Genomic DNA, 23,069 nt, shown 5'->3' on the forward strand with positions numbered 1-23,069 from the left:
TCTTCTTTTAAAAGTTAATCGCTACGTTGAACATATACCTTTTGGAGGAAGGAAAGGGGGTTACCTCAACTCCTGTAAAAATTGTTCCTCCACCGAAGTTGGACACCTCTGGATCATAACTATTGTAATCAAAGATATTGATCAAATTGGAACCCGAAAGACCGAACTTAACACTCTCTACATAGTCTCCAAAAACATTGGGCAAGTTCTCACTGTCTAAAGTATAGTAGAGTCCGATTTCCCTTAACCTCAAATAGGAAGCATCCTGAACAAAGACATCGGCATTCGCATCAGGCCTATATTTTCCGTTAGGAGTTACACCAGCTGGGTCTAAAGTAATATCGTCATAGTCGGCACTTGTTCCGTTCAAATCGGACAACAGGTTGGTCAGGTTGATATTATCCCCGCCCTGTTTCCATTGCCATAAGAAGGACAACTGAAGCTTTTTGTAGCTTAGGTTATTACTGAAACCCATCTGAAAGTCAGGTTCACCATCACCAATTACCCTAAGTTCATCTCCATATGAGCCTACAATTTGGGTAGCACTCTTACCTTCTTCAAGCCTGTAACTTCCTAAACCTGCACCAAAGGCCCCTGTATTATAGGCAGGTACGTCAAGTTGGGTAACTTCGGAAGCATTCTTGAAAAAATTGACGCCCAAATCCCATTGAAAACTTTCCGTAGCAATAGGAACCGTATTCAAAGAAATCTCTATACCCTTATTACGAAGACTTCCCGCATTAACGTATCTCTGCGTATATCCCGTAGAAGGCTCTAAGGAAGCCAACAAAATTAGATCGTCAACCATTTTGATGTAATAGGTTGCAGACAATCCTAAACGGCCATTGAAAAAATTCAGGTCAGTACCAAATTCCAATTCCTTTTGACGCTCCGATTTCAGTTCACTATCCCCTCTTCTTCCTATTAAGCTGATGCCTAAAATTCCATCTGTGGAAAAGGCGTTATAAGAAGTAAACAAGGCACCGGAAGGAGGAAAATTACCTGCCTCACCATAAGCGACCCTTAATTTTAATTGGTTCCAAAAAGAATCTTCTTTCCAAAAATCGAATTCGTTAAGGCTAAGCGCCAAAGACGCCTTGGGATAATAGGCCATCTCATTGGCATTGCCATTGTTCGATGACTTATCTCCCCTTAAACCAACGGTGGCGATAATTTTGTCTTGAAAATTGACTTCCTCCTGTACAAAGAATCCCGCATCTTCTTGACGCACCCGTGTTTGGTCGATCCCTGTATTGGCCGCTTGATCAACATTGGTTTCAGAAGCCACGAGACCGGTTGCCGTAATCAAGTCTGTATTTCGGTCAAAAAATTCATTGGTCAAACCTGCCTGTGTACGAAAACGAAGGTTGTTTTCAGTAAAGTAGTTATGCACTAAAAAAGCCGAAAGGTTGTAGTTTTTGTTAATGGTTTCCCCTTGAACGGATACCCCGTTACGACCTCCATTGGAAGGCTTTTGAAACTGTAGTTCCTTAGGAAAGATGGCTCGGGTCTGCAATTGATAAAAATCAAGACCTCCTCTTAAAATCAATTCTAAATTTGATTTTTCAGCTTTGTAAATATCAAGGTTGGCCGTACCTCCCATGATTACCCTATTAATTTTTTCATTGTTGGTCACCTGATCACGGGTCTGCAAAATATTGGAAGCCCCAAGCGCGTAATCTGGATATACACCATCTGCATTTGGAAACAGGTCATACCACGGATATGTGGAAACTAAACCAACCCCGATAGTTGCACCGGTGTTATCATTGTTGTAAAAACCCCTATCCGATGAAGAATAAATATAATTCGAACTCAATGCAAATTTCAAATAGTCGGTAGCTCGATGATCGAGATTAAGTCGTATCGAAGCTTTTTCATACCCCGTATTTTTTACGATACCGTTTTCATTGTTATAGGTAATCCCAGAAAAAAACCTTGTCTTTTCGTCACCACCGCTCATACTAAAATTGGTAATACTGATAAGCCCCTTCTCTCCAAATATCTCCTTTTCATAATCAATAAGTCCCCCAGAGTTTTTTGCCTGTGAAAATAGGGCTACCTGAGCATTGGCAGCATCACGGGAAGACTGATCTTCTGAAGGATCATCACTTGGGGAGTAAAACAAATCAAAGACCCGGTCTTCGGTATAGTTACGTAGTCCAAAAAGGCGGATGGCCTGACTAAAACCCGTCGATTGCGAAAATTTGAATTTTGTTTCTCCTGCCACCCCTTTCTTGGTAGTAATGATTACAACACCCGCGGCAGCCCTTGACCCGTATATGGCCGCAGCCGAGGCACCTTTCAATATTTCGATATTCGCTATATCTTCCGGATTGATATCGGCAATACGGTTCGACGGGTTATCTTGGTTGGCATCACTTCCCTGCCCTGCTGCCTCGGAGACCACATTTAATCCACCAGCAATGGAAGAGTTGTCAATATATACACCATCAACTATATATAAGGGTTGTGTATTACCCGTTATGGAAGTTGCACCACGCAATTTCACGGAAATACCACCACCGGGAGCACCCGAGTTAGAATTGACCACGGCACCGGCAAATTTTCCATACAAGGCTCCATCAAGGGTAGATGGAGGTGTTCTACCCGTAAGTTCCGCGGCCGAAACCGAGGCAACGGCATTGGCGGAATTCGATCGTTTTACCGAAGTGGCCAAACCTGTAACAACTACCTCATCAAGACCCGTAGCCGATTCTTTTAAGGCAACATCCAACGTTGAAGTACCGGTAACCTCAACTTCCTTATCGGCATATCCCAAGTAAGAAAAAACTAGGGTCGCAGGAAAATTATTTACCCGAATCTCATAAATACCGTCAAAATCACTAGTAGTTCCGTTCATTGTTCCTTTAACAACGACATTAACCCCAGGAAGCGGCATCCCACTCTCATCTGTAGTATTTCCTTTAATTGTCCCCTGCGCCAAAACCACGGTCGGCAGCACAAAAAACAGCAAGAAATACAACTTTCCAAATAAAGTTTGTTTCATTTTTAAAAGTTTTGAATTAGTTATTTTAAAAGCAAGATAGTTAAGAATTATTAAATTTTTAAAATATATGTTAAATTTTAGCGTCCTTAACAAAACAGCATCTCTGGGTATACCACAAAAAGGACACTCGAATTTTTTAGCCGTTACCATCATAACTTCTTACATTTGCGCTTTCAAATAGACTTATACATGTACAGAAGCCATACCTGCGGAGAATTACGCGAATCAGATATAAATACCAAGGTTACCCTATCGGGATGGGTACAAAAAACACGTGACAAGGGTTTTGTGGTCTGGGTAGACCTGAGAGACCGTTACGGTATAACCCAATTGGTCTTTGATGAAGACAGAACCTCTTCCAAATTACTCGAACAGGCCAGAAGTTTAGGCCGTGAGTACGTGGTTCAGGTAACTGGCGAGGTCATTGAAAGAACCTCTAAAAACCCCAATATCCCAACAGGGGGCATCGAAGTACTGGTCGAAGAGGTTATTCTCCTTAACAAGTCGAAAACCCCTCCATTCACCATTGAGAACGAAACCGACGGCGGTGAAGACCTTCGAATGAAGTACCGCTATCTTGATATTAGAAGAAACCCCGTAAAGAACAACCTTATTTTCAGAAGTAAGGTAAGTATGGAAGTACGAAAGTACCTTAGCGACCATAGCTTCGTTGAAGTCGAAACCCCATACTTAATAAAATCAACACCGGAAGGGGCCCGCGATTTTGTAGTGCCCAGCCGGATGAACGAAGGGCAGTTCTACGCCTTGCCACAATCTCCACAAACTTTTAAGCAATTGCTTATGGTTGGCGGTATGGACAAATATTTTCAAATCGTAAAGTGTTTTCGCGACGAAGACCTAAGGGCCGACCGTCAGCCAGAATTCACACAAATCGACTGCGAAATGGCCTTTGTTGAACAAGAGGACATTCTCGACACCTTTGAAGGCCTTACCAAACATTTGCTAAAGGAAATCAAGGGGGTAGAGATATCGGCCTTCCCAAGAATCACCTACGATGACGCCATGCGCATTTACGGAAACGACAAACCCGACATTCGCTTCGGCATGGAATTTGGCGAGCTTAACGCGGTTACCCAACACAAAGACTTTGGCGTATTCAACTCGGCAGAGCTAGTAGTGGGCATTGCCGTACCTGGTGGGGCCAGCTATACCCGTAAAGAATTGGACGCCTTGGTGAACTGGGTCAAAAGACCTCAAGTCGGCGCCAAGGGAATGGTCTACGTAAAATACAATGAAGACGGAAGCTTTAAATCTACCGTAGATAAATTTTACGACCAAGAAGACTTGGCCAAATGGGCCGAGATTACCGAGGCCAAACCGGGAGACCTTATTTGCGTGCTCTCTGGGGACGCCAACAAAACCCGAACCCAACTCAGTGCCCTAAGAATGGAACTTGCTGAAAGACTGGGCTTGCGTAACCCCAATGAGTTCGCCCCATTATGGGTTATTGATTTTCCGTTATTGGAACTCGATGAAGAAACAGGAAATTACCATGCCATGCACCACCCTTTTACCTCTCCAAAACCAGGTCAATTGGAATTACTGGAAACCGACCCTGGCGCAGTGCGTGCCAATGCCTATGATTTAGTATTGAACGGTAATGAAATAGGAGGAGGTTCCATTCGTATTCACGACAGGGAGGTACAGAGCACAATGTTCAAACACCTTGGCTTTACCCCCGAAGAAGCACAGGCCCAATTTGGCTTTCTTATGGATGCCTTTCAGTACGGTGCTCCACCACATGGAGGTATCGCCTTTGGTCTAGACCGATTGGTATCTATTTTGGGAGGACAAGAAACGATAAGGGATTTCATTGCTTTTCCAAAGAACAACAGCGGACGTGACGTTATGATCGATGCCCCGGCGGCTATTGACCAAGAGCAACTTAATGAACTAAAGCTCAAATTAGATATTGAAGCGTAATAAAAGTAAATCCCGCCTTGGTGCGGGATTTTTCATATTTTAGATAGCAAACCTGTATAATGCCCACTAAACTACAAAGACTATCTACCAAATTTTTAAAATGGCGATATAAAAATATCTCCAACAAGACTTTTACACACATTATGAGTGTTTTGGTGGGACTTCTGGCAGGTTTAGCCTCGGTCACTCTTAAAAACATCGTGTACTTTATCGAGGTTTCCCTAGAGCAAGGCATTTTAATATCGAGCAACAGCCTGTACTTTATTTTACCTATCATCGGACTTACCTTGGTCTACCTCTACGTGAAGTACATTCACAAAGAACAGCTTCAACATGCAGTTTCTTCCATTCTCTTTTCGCTTTCCAAAAAAAAGGGAATCATCAAACCAAAACACATTTACACCCAACTCATTGCAGCCCCTCTCACCATTGGTTTCGGGGGCTCTACAGGATTATTGGGACCCGCTGTAGCTTCGGGCGCGGCCATTAGCTCCAACATCGGGCGTTTTTTTCATATTAATGCCAAAACCCGATCGCTTTTAATCGCATGTGCGTCGGCCGGCGCCATAGCTTCCATATTTCAATCGCCCATTGCGGCCATTGTTTTTGCGGTAGAGGTCTTTAGCCTTGATTTTACCATGCTATCCATGCTCCCTCTTTTGCTCGCATCGATATCTGGGGTACTCACCTCTTATTTCTTTTTGGGAAATGAGGTCCTGTTTAACTTTACCCTGTCGGAAAACTTTGAGGTCAAAGACACTTTTTTTTATATCATTTTAGGTATAGGTACCGCCTTTGCATCGATTTACTTCACGCGTATGTATTTTGGTATACAGAAGTTGTTCTCCCGTCTAAAAACACCTAAATACAAGTTACTTGTAGGAGGCGCATCCATAGGCGTTATGCTCTATTTTATTCCACCCCTCTACGGTGAAGGTTTCAGCTTCATCAATGACCTCTTGCACGGAAACCATATAAAAGCCTTAGGCAAGACACCCTTTGATTCATACATCACCAACATCTGGGTGGTCATTGCCCTATTGTTCGGTATTACCATTTTCAAGGCCGTGGCCATGACCACTACCTTGGCAGCCGGTGGTGCAGGAGGCATTTTCATTCCGACTATGGTTATGGGCAGCGCCCTCGGAAATGTCATGGCCAAGGTCATCAATCACTCGGGCATAGGTTTTTCCGTTTCAGAAAGCAACTTTACCCTGATCGGTATGGCCGGACTTATTGCGGGTGTGTTGCACGCCCCATTGACTGCTATTTTTTTGATTGCCGAAATTACCGGAGGCTATGAGCTTTTTGTACCTCTAATGATTACATCTTCAATATCGTATCTCATTACAAGAAATGCCATTGACTATACCATATATACCAAGGAATTGGCCCGAAGCGGATCTTTGTTGACTCACAATAAAGACCAATCGGTACTAACTTTGATGAAACTTGACGATGTCATTGAAACCAATTTTAAAACCGTATACCCAGATATGACCTTGGGCGAAATGCTTCATAAATCCGTAGCAAAATCCACGCGAAATATCTTTCCCGTAGTCGACAAAAATAAGGCCCTGGTAGGTATTGTACTCCTAGACGATATTCGCGAATTTATGTTCGACACCTCACTTTACGAAAACACCAAGGTGGAAACCTTTATGCACAATGCCCCAGAACACATATTCTACGAAAAGGACAGTATGCAGGTGGTAATGAAAAAATTTCAACACAGCGGAGCCTGGAATTTGCCCGTCATTAAAAAAGGACAGTATATCGGTTTCGTTTCCAAATCAAAATTACTGACGGCTTATCGCAGGGAACTCATTAACTTTACCGGCTAAGCTTCTGTTTCATAACCTTCTCAATCAAGATTATCAAAATGAAATATCTCATCGTTTGTATTACACTAGCCTGCTTTGGGTCGATTTTCTACGGCTTTTATATTCAAGAGGAAAATTTGGCCCTTGGCCATAAATTCATCGGATCGGGTACTGTCGGACTCTTTTTGGTGGCCATGCCGCTTTTCTTATTTGTATACAGTAAAGGAAAGCAAATGAAAGACTACATGCTAACCGAGGAAAACATAAAAAAAATGCGGGAAAAAGAAATAGAAAAGACTGATAATCAATAATCTTTGTAGGATTATTTATCACATTTTAAGCCAGCCTAATCAAAAAATTTATAAATTAGATGGAAACTTTTATCAACTAATTTCTTTTAACATGACTGGCACAGTAAAATTTTTCAATGAGTCCAAAGGCTATGGATTCATTACCAACGACGACACAGGGAAGGACATTTTTGTACACGCCACAGCACTTAACGGTACAACTCTTAATGAAGGGGACAAAGTAGAATATGAAGAGGAAGAAGGCCGTAAAGGCATTGTTGCCGCCCAAGTTCAAGTGGTAGGCTAAATATAGACATTCAGTTATCATTACAACGACCCTAGCACCTCCATGTTAGGGTTTTCTGTTTTCAAAATACCAATGACAAGACCTCAATTGAGGTTTCTCTTCTGAATAAAAAAACGCTTGATCAACGCACTGGCCTCTTGCTCAAGAACACCCCCTAACATTTTGGTTTTCGGATGAAGCTTGGTTCCCATAACCCCGCAGCCCCGCTGTTCATCTTTCGCCCCGTAAACTATTCTCGATATTTGGCTCCAATACAGGGCCCCGGCACACATTTGACAAGGCTCTAGGGTCACATAGAGTGTACAGTTTTGCAAATACTTACCTCCCAAAAAATTGGCCGCTGCGGTAATTGCCTGCATTTCGGCATGGGCCGTAACATCGTTCAATTGTTCGGTAAGGTTGTGCGCCCTAGCGATGATACGGTCTTCAATAACGATTACCGCACCTATCGGCACCTCCCCTTTTTCAAAGGCGGCCTCTGCTTCTTGCAGGGCTTTTTTCATGTAATAACTATCATCAAAGGGCTCTAACATGGCAATGGTTTAACACAAATTTATGGCATACTTTATAAAAGATGTATATAATTTACACATATTACGCCTTCTTAGTGCTAAATGGCATCGAACAAACTTTATTTCAGTGCAATACATGATCAAAAAGAATTGGCCTAGCTCACTCAATCACCTATTTTTGCATTTTAAGCCACTATCTTGAAATCACTCTTAGACCATATTACCTATCCTGATGATTTACGCCAGCTTGTCCTGGAGCAATTACCACAGCTTGCCAAGGAACTGAGGGAATTCATAATCGATATTGTTGCTACCAAAGAAGGCCACCTAGGCGCCAGCCTTGGGGTCGTAGAACTCACTATCGCCCTCCACTACGTATTTAACACCCCCCATGACAAGCTTATATGGGACGTGGGCCACCAAGCCTATGGCCACAAAATACTCACAGGAAGAAAGGAAATCTTTGAGACCAATCGTCAATTGGGTGGAATTAGTGGGTTTCCGAAACGTTCAGAAAGTGAATATGACGCCTTTGGTACAGGACACAGTTCTACTTCCATATCGGCTATTTTAGGTATGGCCATGGCCTCTCAGCTCAAAAAGAACGATCACATTCAGCACATTGCGGTAATCGGGGATGCTTCCATCGCAAGTGGCATGGCTTTTGAGGCCCTAAACCATCTGGGTTCTACAAATTCGAACGTATTGGTCATCTTAAACGACAATGCCATCGGAATCGACCCCAGTGTAGGAGCGTTAAAAAAATATCTGACCAATGTAAAAAAGGGCACGGCCAAGGACGAGAATATCTTTGAGTGCTTAAACTTTCACTATACCGGTCCAATAGACGGGCACGACCTTGAAGCATTGATCAGCGAATTAAAGCATTTAAAATTGGTAGCAGGGCCAAAATTATTACACGTCATTACCACCAAGGGAAAAGGCCTTAAAAAGGCTGAAGAAAACCAGGTTACCTACCATGCCCCCGGTAAATTCGACAAACACACAGGTGAACTCTTAAAAAAGAGTCCGGCTGTCAATGAGCCTCAAAAATATCAAGATATCTTCGGCCACACCTTAGTCGAGCTTGCCGATAAAAATGAGGCCATTGTTGGAATCACACCCGCCATGCCCACCGGAAGCTCCTTAAAGTATATGATGCAAAAAATGCCACATAGGGCCTTTGATGTGGGTATTGCCGAGCAACATGCGGTAACCTTGGCCGCGGGGATGGCCGCCGAAGGCCTTATCCCCTTTTGCACTATCTATTCTACTTTTCTACAAAGGGCCTACGACCAGGTCATACACGATGTAGCCCTTCAAAACCTGCCGGTAATCTTTTGCTTGGACCGAGCGGGACTTGTCGGCCAAGACGGTGCAACCCATCACGGAGTGTACGATATTGCCTATTTAAGGTGCATCCCCAACTTGTGTATTTTTGCCCCGATGAACGAAACCGAACTGCGCAACATCATGTATACCGCGCAAATGGGACTATCGCGGCCTATCGCCATCAGATATCCTAGGGGCCAAGGCGTACAAACAAACTGGCAAACGCCTTTTGAAGCCCTAGAACTAGGCACGGCCCGCCAACTAAAGAAAGGTTTCACAATTGCGGTGTTGACCCTAGGGCACATAGGAAACGTCGTAACAGAACTCATAGACAGGATGGCCGAAGGTGAAAAAATAGGCCATTACGATATGCGATTCGTAAAGCCTTTGGACCAAAAAATGCTTGCCGAAATATTCAAACAGTACCGAACTATAGTTACCATTGAAGATGGAAGTAAAATGGGTGGTTTTGGCTCCGCTGTACTTGAATGGGCCAACGAGCACGGACACACCCAAAAGATCAGCATTCTAGGCCTTGACGATGTCTTTATTGAACATGGCACGGTCGAGCAGCTACACCAACAAGCAAAAATAGACACACTAAGTATCGAGAAACACTTAAAAATGTTATTAAATGAATAAGCGCCTTACCTTTTCATGTTCCTTCGTTCTTTTCTTTAGCCTGTTCACCTGTTCACTTTTCGGCCAGGTACAAGATTCTATCCCGAGCGAGCGGGAAATTGACATCGACTCCATGATTATCGACACGACGGTGGTAGATACGGTCGTTATCAGAAAGACACAAAAGCGAATCAAATTCGTGCCCCGTGGCGTTAATTTGATGAACCCGGTAATCTCATTCAAACGCACCAAAGCGCTAAACAAGAAACCGAACCGATTTAGGGTCCCTTCTTTTTGGACGAACATTAACAAACTGGGGGCAAATTTCAACGAAGTAGCCTTTGTAAACTGGAACGCAGGGGGTAACAACTCTATTGCCGCCTTGGGAAATGCCCGGTTTGAGCGTAATTACAAATTTCGATACATACAGTGGGACAACTATATGGAAATGCGCTATGGCCTGAACGTTCAAGACGAACAGAAACTAAGAAAAACCGACGACGCCTTGCGTTTTAGCTCTACTTTCGGCTTTCAGCGCGATACCATTAGCAACTGGTACTATTCGGCAAAAGCGAATTTCAACACCCAATTCTCCAACGGTTACAAATATCCCGATAGAAGCACACCCATATCGCGCTTTATGGCACCAGGTTATTCCTTCTTGGGCGCAGGAACATCGTACATTACAAAAGATCAAAAATTTAACCTCTACATCTCCCCTATAACACAAAAGGCCACATTTGTTCTAGACGAAGAATTGGCGAACAAGGGTGCCTTTGGGGTTAAAAAAGCGGTTCTAGATGCCGATGGAAACGTTATTGAAGAAGGAGAAAAAGTGTTTTTGGAATTCGGATTTTTAGTGACCAATAAATACGAGACGGAAATCTATAAGAACATGAACTTAAAACACCGCCTCAGTCTCTACACCGACTACCTGCAGAAATTCGGCAATATTGATGTGGACTGGGAGCTAAACTTCGACCTAAAGGTCAACAAATACGTGGTTACCTCTATCGGCACCCACATTATTTATGATGACGACATTCTTTTTGACGAAAAAAAGGATGCCGATGGCAAAATAACCGATTCGGGTGTCCCAAGATTGCAGTTTAAACAGCTGCTCGGGGTGGGTGTTTCCTATGCCTTCTAAAGTTGCTTGCCCATAATTTTGTTGTGTATGTGAACCGCCGCACTATCGGAAAGGCTAGCTACATAACAACAGGTATTCAACAGTATATGATACACCGAATCTTCGGTATCCCTATAGAATTCAGGCAATGTCTTAAGCATTAAGGCATCGTAATTCGATGCCCGGTTTTCTTTTTTACGTATCAATGCGTTTATGTAAACATCAAGTATATCCGAAATGATCTTATAACCCGCAATTTCTTTCTCGATGACCTCTTGAGACCTATATATCTTATTGACACTTAATGAAATAATATCCTCTATCTGCGCCTTGAACACACTCCGGTCTAAAAGACTGGTATCAAATGTACCGTTCAGTATTTCATCTTCGTGCTCAACAAAAACAGAGATGGCATCCCTAATCAGGGTGTTGATAGCTAGTGCCCTTAAATAACTAAGCCGGTCTTCCTTATATTTTAGGGAATTGTATTTTTTGGTATTGATACTATCCTTGACTAATTTGATAAGGTATTCCAAGGCGAAATCTTCGGAAATAAGTCCGAGGTTAATACCATCTTCGAAGTCGATGATCGTATAACAGATATCATCTGCTGCTTCCACCAAAAACGTCAATGGATGGCGTGAGAAAGATATGTCTTCTCCATTTCGCGTCTGAATCAGACCCAAGTCTGCCGCAATTTCCTGAAAGGACGTCTTTTCGGTTTGAAAGAAGCCAAACTTCTTATCGGCAATATGCTTGGTCGGCTTCTTGGGAAGCGATTCTTTCGGGTATTTCATAAAGGCCCCTAATGTGGCATAACTTAGCCGAAGCCCCCCGGCAACCCCTTCCCTAGACTGGGTCAACAATCGAAATCCGTTGGCATTTCCCTCAAAATCAACAATATCACGAAACTCCTTATCAGAAAGAACCGATTGGTATTTTTGTCCGTTGCCCGTTATGAAATACTCTCCTATAGCTTTCTCACCACTGTGTCCGAAAGGCGGATTACCAATATCATGGGCCAAGGCCGCTGCCGCTACGATAGCCCCAAAATCATTAAACCTATAGCCATGGATCTCGCTTAAAAACGGATGCTTTTCAAGAATCTTTTTTCCTGCAATACGCCCTAGGCTCCTTCCCACTACGGACACTTCCAAACTGTGTGTCAGTCGGGTATGTACAAAATCGGTCTTCGACAACGGAATAACCTGTGTCTTATCCTGCAAACTCCTAAAAGCACTTGAAAATATAATTCGATCATAATCTACTTCAAAACCCAGTCGGGTTTCGTCTTGTTCCTTTCTAAGTCTTTTATGCGTGTCGCCTTGCCGTTTTAGAGAGAGTAAATTTTCCCAGTTCATTGTGTGTTTTTAAGTCCCGCAAGTTACATTTTTTCAAGATCAAAACGCTTCAGGGCCTAAAAGAAGCCCCGATTATTTAACCTTAAGGGAATCATCTATTAAACTTTAGATAACCCTACCTTAACACCACATGGTTTTCTTTGCAAAGAAAATGAGAACCCATGAAAATAGCCGCTTTTTGCCTTATCCTATTCTGTACATTTAACCTTTCCGCACAACAAGAAGTGATAATTAAAGGCAACATATTCGATATTGAGATGAACAATGAACCTCTGTTGTTCGCCGATGTCAAGGTCAAAGGTTCACAAGTAAAGACCCAGACCAATTTTAGGGGCAATTTTGAAATTAACGGACTTGAACCAGGAACCTATATTTTGAAGGTGAGCTTCCTTGGATATGAAACAAGGGAAATTCCAGTTGAAGTCTCCGCTTCGCATACCGCATATATTTCAGAGGGACTACAAGCCGAATCCATAAGCTTGTCCGATGTGGTTATGGCAGAAGAAAACACCTTGCCAAACACGACCACCTTAGCCTCGAGTATAGAGAAATAAACGGGCAACGTTTTGTAATTAATAAAAAAAGGGGGACTCACCGTGTGAATCCCCCTTTTCCTAATAAAATAGTATATCAGTCTTTTGAAACGACGCCAGATTTTTTCTCCTTGCTGATAACGTTAGCTATTACATTGTTATCGAACTCAACTTCCTTAACGGTACCATCTGCGTAAAAATACCACTTTCCGGTTCTAACACCCTTATTGTAAGTACCTTTTGATATCTTTTGACCTGCTTCATCAAAACTTACCCACTGACCGTGCAACTTTCCTGCAAGGTCAAAAGTCCCCTTTTGACTTACTTCCCCATTATCGTGAAAGTAGGTAGCCTCTACAAGGTTCGTTTCTTTATTCAATTTTACTTCCTTCTCCTTTTGGGCATAGCCCGCAGTAACGGATAAAGCAAGTGCTAAAAGTATGATTATATTTTTCATGTCATTTGTTTTTTAAGTGGTTTTGTGATGAATTGCTGTTTCAAATATAGTCAAAATTTACATTAAATACATGATTACTTAACATTAAATTTACATTAGAAACGATTTACGAACCACAAATATTGTTTAAGAAGGATAACTTCATATAAATATGCTGCCCTTCTTCCCATTAAATCGTAACAAAAACCTTAATTTACCATCGCTTAGACCTTTAAAAATCAGCAGTTTTAAAGATATGGGCAAAACGTACCGTTTTTCACCGTTTTTATGGGTCAATTTCAATGCCTGAAACAACTGATAAGATCACTTCATAACCTTATTTTAACGTGATTAATAAATTATAATACCAATTTTGTGCACATTTAAATAGCGATGGGCGAGAATCTTTACCTTTTCATGATTATAGCATTGGCCGTACTAGCCATAACCGATTTGGTAGTCGGGGTAAGTAACGATGCCGTGAATTTTTTGAACTCCGCAATCGGGTCAAAAGCTATTTCTTTTAGAACGGTCATGATCGTGGCCAGTATAGGTATAGCCTTTGGTGCCATTTCATCGAGCGGAATGATGGAGGTGGCCCGTAAAGGTATTTTCAACCCTGAACATTTTGTGTTTGCCGAAATCATGATCATTTTTATGGCGGTCATGATTACCGATATTCTCCTTCTAGATTTTTTCAACACCTTGGGTATGCCCACCTCTACTACGGTATCTATCGTCTTCGAGCTTCTAGGGGCAGCGGTAGCCGTATCCTTGGTGAAAATTATGGGGGACGGCGAAGGCGCTTCAAGTCTTTGGATGTATATCAACACCGATAAGGCCACAGAAATTATCCTGGGCATTTTGCTTTCGGTGGTCATAGCTTTTACCGTAGGAGCCTTGGTCCAGTTTATATCGCGCTTGCTGATTTCCTTTAAATTTGAGAACAAACCAAGTTGGGTAGGTGCCATATTCGGTGGTTTTGCCCTGACCTCGATTATCTACTTCATTCTTGTTAAGGGATTGAAGAGTGCCTCAATTTTAAGCCCTGAAATTCTTGAGACCATAGCCAACAAACAGTTTCTTTTTATTCTAAGCAACTTTGTGGTATGGACTTTACTCTCATGGATGATTACCACCTTAACGCGTATCAGTATATACACCATAGTAATTGTCATGGGAACCTTTGCTTTGGCCATGGCCTTTGCCGGTAACGACTTGGTGAACTTTATCGGTGTACCCTTGGCCGCCTTGGAATCATATACTTCATGGAGCACTTCCGGAATAGATCCCAACGTATACACCATGGAAGGATTGTCCACTGCCGTCAAAACTCCCCAATACCTATTACTTTTATCCGGTATGATTATGGTGGTGACCCTCTGGTTTTCATCAAAAGCCAAAAACGTAGTCAAAACGAGTGTAGACCTATCGCGACAAGATGAAGGCGATGAGCGTTTTCAACCCAACTTTCTCTCCCGTCAAATTGTTAGGTTTTCAATAAAGGCTTCAGAAAATATTGCGGCCCTTATTCCTGATATCATCGTAAGAAAGATGGACACCCGATTTGAGAAGCCTTACGTATACGTTCCCAAAAGCAGGGTTCAAGACCTTCCCGCATTCGATTTGGTACGGGCTTCCGTCAACTTAATGGTAGCGAGCGTACTTATCTCACTGGCCACCTCAATGAAACTACCGCTTTCCACTACATATGTAACCTTTATGGTCGCCATGGGCAGTTCCTTGGCCGATAGGGCGTGGGGTGCGGAAAGCGCAGTATATCGCGTGGCAGGGGTATTAAATGTAATAGGCGGATGGTTTTTTACGGCCATTAGCGCCTTTACCGCCGCAGCACTAATAGCCTATATCATTCATTTAGGAGGAATATGGGCAATTGGCGTACTACTGATCATAGCATCTTTCTTAATCGGAAAAAACTACCTGACCCACACCAAGAAGATGAAGGAGACCAAATTGGAAGAAAAACTGGAAAGAGCTGAAAGCAATTCCATCATCGGCGTAATAGAGGAAAGCGCGGCCAACATTTCATTGGCCATAAAAAGAGCCAATAAAATATATACCCAGAGTATCGACGGCCTGGCCAAACACGATATAGAGACCTTGAGAAAAAGCAAGAAGGGAATCTCTAAATTCGATAAAGAGGTAGAAGATCTTCGCGACAATATCTTTTACTTTATCAAGAACCTAGACGAATCTAGCGTTAGCACCAGTAACTTCTATATTGCCATACTAAGCTATCTACAAGACATGACCCAGTCTTTGGAATATATTGCCAAAGCAGGATATAAGCACGTACATAACAACCATAAAAAATTAAGGTTCAACCAAATTAAGGACCTTAAGGAAACCGATGGTTACCTAGACCAGCTATTTACCGATATACAAACGATTTTCGAGACCAAGGATTTCTTAAAGCTTACCGAACTTATCATCGGCAAACAAGAACTCTTCAAGAAGGTAGACATGAAGATCCACAAACAAGTGGAGCGCACCCGTACCGACGAATCAAGTCCTAAAAACACGGCCCTCTATTTCAGCCTGCTCTTAGAGACCAAAGATTTATTGGTGGCTACAATGAACTTGCTGGAGACCTACGATCAACATGCCAATACTAAAATTTAGTAAAAAAAAATCGACGAACGGTAATTTTTTAAAAGCGACGTTCACTTCATCGAAAAAAATATACCTTTCCCCTGATTCATGCGTTAGCAAATAAGAATACTAAATCTTATCTAATGCACTTATTACGACAAATCCTGCCTGCTGTTTGCTGTATGACCCTATTTTTTTCATGCAGTAAAGATTCAGACACCATAGAAGACGAAACCTTAACGTCACAACTTGACCCAACCGAAAGAGCGGCGGCCAAAAAACTTTACGAAGATTATTACGTAGCCTCAAAAAACGAGGCTTCGGATGTGGCTTGGTCAGGCGATGAACCAAGTTGTAACGCCGGTAGTGTTCCTGAAAATATCAGAACCAAATTAATCATGCGGATCCATTATTTCAGAAAGGCTGTGGGACTTAACAATACCATTACCGAAAACCCTGCCAAAAGTGAAAAATCACAACAGGCCGCTTTGATGATGCATGCAAACGGCACCTTGGACCATTCCCCCCCGGAAAGCTGGAAATGTTTTACCACAGAAGGAAAGGAAGGAGCCGGAAATTCACTGCTTACCTCTACAAAAAATTCCGTAGCCATTGATTCATATATGCGCGACCAAGGTTCGGAAAACTATCCGGTAGGACATAGACGCTGGTTGCTATGGCCCAGACTACAGGAAATTGGCATTGGAAATACCAGTCAGTATAATGCTTTATGGGTTCTTGGTAATCCCGGCACTACACCTGAAGACGCCCCCGAATTTGTGGCTTGGCCACCAAAAGGCTATCTACCCAAACACTTGGCCTATGAACGTTGGTCTTTCTCAATACCCAAGGCCGACTTCTCACAAACCAGCATCAAAATGAAAACTCTTAAGGGCACAAATATCCCTCTAGAAATCGAGGAACTCGATGATGCTTACGGTGATAGAACCATTGTCTGGAGGCCTGATATAAACGTTTATGATACTATGGAAGATGCCACTTACAAGGTCAGTATAGAAAATGTCCTTATAGATGACACCCCTCAAGACTACGAATATGAGGTAACTTTGTTCGACCCGGATAACTAACCTGAAAAAAATATAAAAAAACCCATACTTTTGTTTTATTTATAACATCGCAATCGATTTCGAACGTTTAAATCGTATCTTGTTTAAAGAGACACTTTATGGAAACAATTGTTCCTGCCAGAACCAAGCTATTGGCGCAACGTGATTTTGGCATTGCAAAGTTTTGGTACTACCCCAATTTTTTAGTGGGAGAATTTGCAGAAGGCATGCACGTAACTAAAGAGAATGCCCTTCAACCCATTCGTTTCGCCAAACAGTTCTATGGAGACACCCCTATAATCTATATATCGCACAGACGAAATTCGTATTCCATGGATACTGTAGGTTACAAGGATGTCGTAGACATGTTCCCCAACTTTATCGGCTTTGCCGTAGTTTCAAAAAATAAATACCAGCGAATGCTCGTCCATTTAGAAAAAATGTTCATTAAAAGACCGATCGGTGTTTTTTTTCAGCTAGACGAAGCCTATGCCTGGGCCGAGGAAGAACTGGAAAAACATCAACATCACTCTTTTCGTCCCTAGTTTCAATACCACCTACTGATTCGGTCCCAAAACTAATATCAGCCTTCCTACTTCAGAGATGTCAAGCTTGACTTGAACCTTATCGACAAGCCTTCGCCCTTAATTGCGAAAAGGGCCTATAACGCCGTTCGCTAAGGTCAAGTCGCAACCAATTGTTTCACCTAAAGCCGCTCTCATGAAAAACCTGTCCTTATTTCTCCTTCTTCTATCCGTGGTACATTCCATACCCGCACAAGACGACCTATTGTTAAAAGATTTTAGGCCCGAAAGCATTTATAATACCTCCAATACCGTAATCGAACGGGCCAAATACCCTGTCATCGATTTTCATGCACACCCCAATGCCGCCACGGTCAAGGAATTGGAAGAATGGGTATCTACCATGAAAGGACACAATATTGAAAAATCGATTATTCTCACCTACTCCACAGGACGACGCTTCGATAGTATCTATGACATGTATGCCCAATACGGTGCTCAGTTCGAGCTCTGGTGCGGTTTTGACTACACAGGGTACAATGAGCCGGGATGGACTAAAAAAGCCATTAAAGAGCTTGAAAGGTGCTTTGCCAAGGGCGCAAGGGGTGTGGGCGAATTGGGTGACAAGGGACTAGGGCTTTTCTATTCAAAACCCTCAGAGGCTCCAGGACTACATATAGACGATCCGCGCATACAGCCCCTCTTAAAACGATGCGGCGAATTGGGCATGCCCGTAAGCGTACATGTTGCCGACCCTTATTGGATGTACCTACCCATGAATGAAAGGAACGACGGCCTAATGAACGCCTACACCTGGAAAATAGATCAGTCGAAAAAAGGTCTTCTCTCCCATCAAGAACTACTGACTTCTTTATCGAATGCCGTCAAAAACAACCGAGGTACTACCTTTATCGCATGCCACTTGGCCAATTGCAGTCACGACCTTGAAATTTTGGGCAAGCTATTGGACGAACACCCTAATTTATATGCAGATATCTCAGCACGATATGCCGAAGTAGCACCGGTACCCAGGCGTACAAAACGCTTTTTTGAGGAATATAAAGACCGATTGGTATATGGAACGGATATGGGTATGGACGACACCATGTACCGGACTACCTTTAAAATTCTGGAAAGTGCCGATGAACATTTTTATGCCTGGGATTACTTTTCGTATCATTGGCCTTTGAACGGACTTGACCTCAACGATGAAACCCTGAAAAAGATCTATCATGAAAACGGCCGTAAGCTCCTAAAACGATAATCTAACGATAAAAATTCATTTCATCCATATACTTCCATACCGAATCGGTAAGCAAGGGACGGATATTCTTACCTTCCTTGTGGCTTTTGCGAATAAAGGTCGAAGAGATTTCCATGATAGGAGCATCTACCTTGTGAATCTTGGGATGTCCTTTAAAGCGGTGCTCAATTTCCCCTTCCGAAATTCTGGGGTATACATATACATCGTAATCGCTCAAAATAACTTCATAGTTTTTCCATTTATGGAAGCCCTTGAGGTTATCCTCTCCCATAATCAGGCAAAATGCATGGTCTGAACCATATTTCTCGTTCAGATGAACCAAGGTATGGATGGTATAGTTCGGCTGGGGCAAGCCGAATTCTATGTTACTCGGTTTCAACTTCGGATAGTCTTTTGTAGCCTCGTACACCATCTGGTAGCGATGATTGTCGGCGAGCAAGGACTTTTTGGCCTTAAAAGGACTCTGTGGCGTAACCACGAACCAAACCTCATCAAGGTCTGAAAATTCCACCATATGATTGGCAATGATCATATGCCCTATATGTATAGGGTTGAAGGTGCCGAAATAGAGACCTATTTTTTTCATATTCAAGAACCGCTTCCTTTGTTTCTTTTAGCCTACTTCTCAATTTTCGCCCCTACAAAATCAGCCACCAACTCGTGCGCTTCCTTTAAGGCGGTATCAAGGTCATAATTCTTGATAATTTTATCGAATTGCGGAGCGGTAGCCAACTCTACCGATGCCTTCGCTATTCGCATATTGATTTTATCCTCGCTTTCGGTGCTGCGCTTTTTAAGACGTATCTTAAGCTCATCTACACTCGGCGGCTTTACAAATACGGCCAGGGTCTCTTCCGGAAACTTTCGTTTGATACGTAGTCCTCCTGCCACATCTATGTCAAAAATAACATTTTTGCCTTCGGCCCAAAGCCGCTCGATCTCGGTTTTTAAGGTTCCGTAGAAATTATCGCGGTACACCTCTTCCCATTCGAGAAAATCATCGTTCTTGATATGGTTTTTAAACTCTGAAATCGACATAAAATAATAATGTTCCCCTTGCTTTTCCTTGGCCCTACGCGGCCGTGAGGTGGCTGAAACCGAAAATGCAAGATTGAGTTCGGGCTGCTCTAGCAAATGTCTAACAATGGTTGTTTTACCGCTTCCCGAAGGTGCCGAGAATATAATTAATTTACCGCCTTTCATGATTTGACTGATTTTGAATTGCCTTGCCTAGAGCACATTAAGCATTTGCTCTTTTATTTTTTCGAGTTCATCTTTCATCTGCACTACCAATTGCTGCATGGGCGCATAATTGGCCTTCGAGCCTATGGTATTGATTTCACGCCCGATCTCTTGTGCTATAAAGCCCAGTTTTTTACCGTTGGAATCATCTGATTTTAATGTACTCGTAAAATAGTCAAGATGATTGGCCAGACGTACTTTCTCTTCCGTGATATCGTATTTTTCCAAGTAGTAGATAAGCTCTTGTTCAAAACGGTTGGCGTCAAGGTCGGCCTTGAGGTCGCTAACAGCCTTGTTCAACCGTTCGCGAACATCGGTCTGACGGTCGGGATCCATAACCACAACCTGCTCCAATAACTGCTGCAAATTCTCAATACGTTGAAGAAAATCTTTCTCGAGTACCTCTCCCTCTTCCGAACGAAATTTATTTATCTCTTTTAGGGCCTCTTGAACCGCAAGTTTTATCGATTCATATTCGTCCTCATCGATATCTTCACGTTCCGTCTTTAGGGCATCGGGCATTCTAAGTGCCATATCAAGCAACTTTAGGTCGTCGCCATCGGCAATGGCCTTTAGTTGTTTCATGTAGTTTTTTACGGCAGCCTCGTTCACCTCGGCCGAAGTCTCACCGCTGGTAAGTTCAATATATAGTCCGAAATCGACTTTACCGCGCATCAACGCACTTGCAATAGTTTTGCGTAGTTCTAGCTCTTTTTCACGATATGCGGAAGGCATACGTGCATTTAAATCAAGACTTTTACTGTTTAGGGATTTGAGCTCTACGGTAATCTTTTTTGTCGAAAGCTGAATAACATGCTTACCGAAACCGGTCATGGACTGAATCATAAATTGCTGCGAATTTTGGCAAATATAACGTAATTACAGAAAGTAGAAGCCCCTACCCTCCATTACTGCCCTCCTTAATCCACAAACATCGCGCCTAGGAAACACGGAATGATTTCAAAAATGGCCCTCTTGGCTGAAATTAGTTCGCATTACAAGTTAAAAAACACCATTCCTTCCCCAAAAAAAGCAAGGTATACAATGAATAACCTAGAGCGCAACTACTATAGTTCCCTGATTTTTATATTCCTGAAAGCCACTTGGTCTCCATGGTCTTGCAAGCCGATCTTTCCTGTAGTGAATTTTCCGAAATACTCCCAGTCAGCAAACTTCGATTTTGACACCATTTCCTTCCACATTTCATTTCCCACAGGAAACTCAACGATAAGCTTTCCATTCATGGCAATACTTCCTTTTTCCTCTTTATGGTTTATGGTAATCACCATCGTGTTCCATTCCCCTACGGCATTGGTCACATCTTCCGAAGGCGCCACCATATCGTATAGGGACCCCGCTTGGTGGGTCGTACCGTTTTTGGCATCGGGATGTTTCTCGTTATCCAAGACCTGCACTTCAGGTCCGGTCTGATATGCTTCCGAAAGTTCAGGATTTTCACTTACGCCCCAAAATACCCCACTGTTACCCCCTTCGGAAATTTTCCATTCCAAAGACAACACAAAATCGGTGTATTCCTTTTCAGTGACCAAATTAAAAGCCTCCCCTTTTTTTCTGTCCTTTGGAGGATAGAAAACCATGGCCCCATCTTCCAATTTCCAATTCTCGGAAACTCCTTCTTTATTGTATTCCTTCCAACCGTCAAACGAAGAACCGTCAAAAAGAACCGTCCACTCTTGAACCGGCTTCTCCACCTCGGTCTCAGCTACGACTTCGGCTTCCGTTTCCGCTTGTTTTTTTTCGGCCTTTTCCTTACATCCAAAGGCAACAACTGCGGTAAAAAGGATAAGTAACAGATTCTTCATAGGTCTTGATAATTTATGTGTTAGTTTTTCGAATACGGAAGAAAAAATGTTTCTCTTGCCAGAAGACAAGAGAAAACATTCTTCATTATTTTAAAAAAATATGTCCACTACTCAATTTTGGACTAAAGCCCTAAAATTTTCTTGAGCATTTCCTTATCTACAGCTGCACCGGCAAAATCGTCAAAGGTCTTTTCCGTAGCTTCGATAATATGATCTTGAATAAAGACCGCTCCTTCACGGGCCCCTTGTTCAGGACTCTTAATACAGCATTCCCATTCCATTACGGCCCAAACATCGCAACCGTACTGGGTAAGTTTAGAGAAAATAGTTTTGAAATCGATTTGGCCATCGCCCAAAGAACGGTACCTACCGGCACGATCACCCCAATCATTATAACCACCAAAGGCCCCTTTCTTACCTGTTGGATTGAACTCGGAATCCTTCACGTGAAACGACTTGATGAACTCATGGTAGTGGTCTATATATTCAATATAATCCAGTTGTTGCAATACAAAATGACTTGGATCGTAAAGGATATTTACACGCTTATGGTTTCCTGTAGCGGCAAGAAAACGCTCAAAGGTATCCCCGTCGTGCAAGTCTTCTCCCGGATGTATTTCGTAACACACATCAACACCTTGTTCGTCAAAATGGTTCAGAATGGGCATCCATCTTTTGGCCAATTCCTCAAAACCCATTTCAACCAAGCCTGCTGGTCGTTGAGGCCATGGGTGCCATGTATGCCAAAGTAATGCCCCTGAAAAGGTAGCATGGGCATTAAGACCTAACCTTCTACTGGCCGTAGCGGCTTTTTTAACTACGTCTACCGCCCATTCGGTACGGGCTTTCGGATTGTTCTTTACGGCATCGGGAGCAAAACTATCGAACATAAGGTCATAGGCCGGATGAACCGCGACCAATTGACCTTGGAGATGTGTAGAAAGCTCAGTGATCTCAAGGCCGTATGAATTTACTTTTCCCTTAAGCTCGTCACAGTAATCCTGGCTTTCGGCAGCCTTGTCCAAGTCTATTAAAAAACTCTCCCATGTAGGTATCTGAATACCCTTGTACCCTAAATCTGCAGCCCATTTACACATGCCGTCCAATGTATTGAACGGTGCTTTACTGTCTACAAATTGCGCTAAAAATACGCCGGGTCCTTTAATTGTTTTCATACTTTTATTGTTTGTATTAGTAACAGGTTTCTTCCTTTTGTATATCCTTATAAAGAAAAACCC

General features: G+C 42.7%; 20 protein-coding genes. 11 read left to right on the forward strand and 9 right to left on the reverse strand.

Features of this window, described 5'->3' with window-relative positions; translation table 11 throughout:
* Nucleotides 1–7 precede the first annotated feature (7 nt).
* The gene (locus tag BW980_RS00335) at nucleotides 8–3,010 is read right to left on the reverse strand and encodes a SusC/RagA family TonB-linked outer membrane protein (RefSeq protein WP_076453743.1); all 3,003 of its coding nucleotides are present in this window, start codon (nucleotides 3,008–3,010) and stop codon (nucleotides 8–10) included.
* Nucleotides 3,011–3,199: 189 nt separating this feature from the next.
* Here BW980_RS00335 and aspS point away from each other — a divergent pair, with 189 nt between their 5' ends.
* From aspS to BW980_RS00355, 4 genes are all read left to right on the forward strand, one after another.
* A complete protein-coding gene (gene aspS / locus BW980_RS00340; RefSeq protein ID WP_076452995.1) occupies nucleotides 3,200–4,954 on the forward strand; it encodes an aspartate--tRNA ligase in 1,755 nt (584 codons plus the stop codon).
* 59 nt (nucleotides 4,955–5,013) lie between these two features.
* Entirely contained in the window at nucleotides 5,014–6,798 is a 1,785-nt protein-coding gene (locus BW980_RS00345) for a chloride channel protein (RefSeq protein WP_076452996.1), read from the forward strand.
* A gap of 38 nt (nucleotides 6,799–6,836) precedes the next feature.
* The gene (locus BW980_RS00350) at nucleotides 6,837–7,088 is read left to right on the forward strand and encodes a hypothetical protein (RefSeq protein WP_076452997.1); all 252 of its coding nucleotides are present in this window, start codon (nucleotides 6,837–6,839) and stop codon (nucleotides 7,086–7,088) included.
* A 91-nt stretch (nucleotides 7,089–7,179) separates the two neighbouring features.
* Nucleotides 7,180–7,374, forward strand: coding sequence for a cold-shock protein (locus BW980_RS00355; RefSeq protein WP_013993299.1), 195 nt, complete (start codon nucleotides 7,180–7,182; stop codon nucleotides 7,372–7,374).
* 83 nt (nucleotides 7,375–7,457) lie between these two features.
* Here the strand turns inward: BW980_RS00355 and BW980_RS00360 are convergent, their stop codons facing one another.
* Nucleotides 7,458–7,907 (reverse strand): nucleoside deaminase, encoded by a 450-nt coding sequence (locus tag BW980_RS00360; protein WP_076452998.1) that lies wholly within the window; start codon nucleotides 7,905–7,907, stop codon nucleotides 7,458–7,460.
* 177 nt (nucleotides 7,908–8,084) lie between these two features.
* Here BW980_RS00360 and BW980_RS00365 point away from each other — a divergent pair, with 177 nt between their 5' ends.
* Together BW980_RS00365 and BW980_RS00370 are read left to right on the forward strand one after the other, a co-directional pair.
* Entirely contained in the window at nucleotides 8,085–9,860 is a 1,776-nt protein-coding gene (locus tag BW980_RS00365) for a 1-deoxy-D-xylulose-5-phosphate synthase (RefSeq protein ID WP_076452999.1), read from the forward strand.
* Complete coding sequence (locus BW980_RS00370) at nucleotides 9,853–10,989, forward strand: DUF3078 domain-containing protein (protein WP_076453000.1); 1,137 nt, start codon at nucleotides 9,853–9,855, stop codon at nucleotides 10,987–10,989. The genes BW980_RS00365 and BW980_RS00370 overlap by 8 nt, the downstream gene beginning before the upstream one ends.
* On the opposite strand, the gene BW980_RS00375 is transcribed toward BW980_RS00370, so the two are convergent.
* A complete protein-coding gene (locus BW980_RS00375; protein WP_076453001.1) occupies nucleotides 10,986–12,329 on the reverse strand; it encodes a deoxyguanosinetriphosphate triphosphohydrolase in 1,344 nt (447 codons plus the stop codon). The genes BW980_RS00370 and BW980_RS00375 overlap by 4 nt on opposite strands.
* A gap of 161 nt (nucleotides 12,330–12,490) precedes the next feature.
* Between BW980_RS00375 and BW980_RS00380 the strand changes: the two genes are divergently transcribed.
* Nucleotides 12,491–12,883, forward strand: coding sequence for a carboxypeptidase-like regulatory domain-containing protein (locus BW980_RS00380; protein ID WP_076453002.1), 393 nt, complete (start codon nucleotides 12,491–12,493; stop codon nucleotides 12,881–12,883).
* Between the two features lie 76 nt (nucleotides 12,884–12,959).
* Here the strand turns inward: BW980_RS00380 and BW980_RS00385 are convergent, their stop codons facing one another.
* Entirely contained in the window at nucleotides 12,960–13,319 is a 360-nt protein-coding gene (locus BW980_RS00385) for a toxin-antitoxin system YwqK family antitoxin (RefSeq protein WP_076453003.1), read from the reverse strand.
* Between the two features lie 372 nt (nucleotides 13,320–13,691).
* Between BW980_RS00385 and BW980_RS00390 the strand changes: the two genes are divergently transcribed.
* The 4 genes from BW980_RS00390 (at nucleotide 13,692) to BW980_RS00405 (ending at nucleotide 18,766) form a co-directional block, all read left to right on the forward strand.
* Nucleotides 13,692–15,941, forward strand: a complete 2,250-nt coding sequence (locus BW980_RS00390; RefSeq protein ID WP_076453004.1) for an inorganic phosphate transporter — start codon at nucleotides 13,692–13,694, stop codon at nucleotides 15,939–15,941.
* A gap of 113 nt (nucleotides 15,942–16,054) precedes the next feature.
* On the forward strand, nucleotides 16,055–16,999 hold the full coding sequence (locus BW980_RS00395; RefSeq protein ID WP_083690310.1) for a CAP domain-containing protein: 945 nt from the start codon (nucleotides 16,055–16,057) through the stop codon (nucleotides 16,997–16,999).
* 98 nt (nucleotides 17,000–17,097) lie between these two features.
* Nucleotides 17,098–17,523, forward strand: coding sequence for an STAS/SEC14 domain-containing protein (locus BW980_RS00400; protein ID WP_076453006.1), 426 nt, complete (start codon nucleotides 17,098–17,100; stop codon nucleotides 17,521–17,523).
* A 175-nt stretch (nucleotides 17,524–17,698) separates the two neighbouring features.
* Complete coding sequence (locus tag BW980_RS00405; protein ID WP_076453007.1) at nucleotides 17,699–18,766, forward strand: amidohydrolase family protein; 1,068 nt, start codon at nucleotides 17,699–17,701, stop codon at nucleotides 18,764–18,766.
* A 1-nt stretch (nucleotide 18,767) separates the two neighbouring features.
* Here the strand turns inward: BW980_RS00405 and nadD are convergent, their stop codons facing one another.
* The 5 genes from nadD to BW980_RS00430 all read right to left on the reverse strand — a co-directional run bounded on the left by nadD (nucleotide 18,768) and on the right by BW980_RS00430 (nucleotide 23,006).
* Nucleotides 18,768–19,352, reverse strand: a complete 585-nt coding sequence (gene nadD, locus BW980_RS00410) for a nicotinate (nicotinamide) nucleotide adenylyltransferase (RefSeq protein ID WP_076453008.1) — start codon at nucleotides 19,350–19,352, stop codon at nucleotides 18,768–18,770.
* 32 nt (nucleotides 19,353–19,384) lie between these two features.
* Nucleotides 19,385–19,969, reverse strand: coding sequence for a guanylate kinase (gmk, locus tag BW980_RS00415; protein WP_076453009.1), 585 nt, complete (start codon nucleotides 19,967–19,969; stop codon nucleotides 19,385–19,387).
* 27 nt (nucleotides 19,970–19,996) lie between these two features.
* Nucleotides 19,997–20,854: a YicC/YloC family endoribonuclease gene (locus tag BW980_RS00420; protein ID WP_076453010.1), complete on the reverse strand. Its 858-nt coding sequence runs from the start codon at nucleotides 20,852–20,854 to the stop codon at nucleotides 19,997–19,999.
* Nucleotides 20,855–21,075: 221 nt separating this feature from the next.
* Entirely contained in the window at nucleotides 21,076–21,831 is a 756-nt protein-coding gene (locus tag BW980_RS00425; protein WP_076453744.1) for a 3-keto-disaccharide hydrolase, read from the reverse strand.
* Nucleotides 21,832–21,953: 122 nt separating this feature from the next.
* A complete protein-coding gene (locus BW980_RS00430; protein ID WP_076453011.1) occupies nucleotides 21,954–23,006 on the reverse strand; it encodes a sugar phosphate isomerase/epimerase family protein in 1,053 nt (350 codons plus the stop codon).
* Nucleotides 23,007–23,069: the final 63 nt, after the last annotated feature.

Origin of the sequence: Zobellia uliginosa (assembly GCF_900156625.1) — a bacterium.
In the GTDB taxonomy this organism is placed as follows: Bacteria; Bacteroidota; Bacteroidia; order Flavobacteriales; family Flavobacteriaceae; genus Zobellia; species Zobellia uliginosa.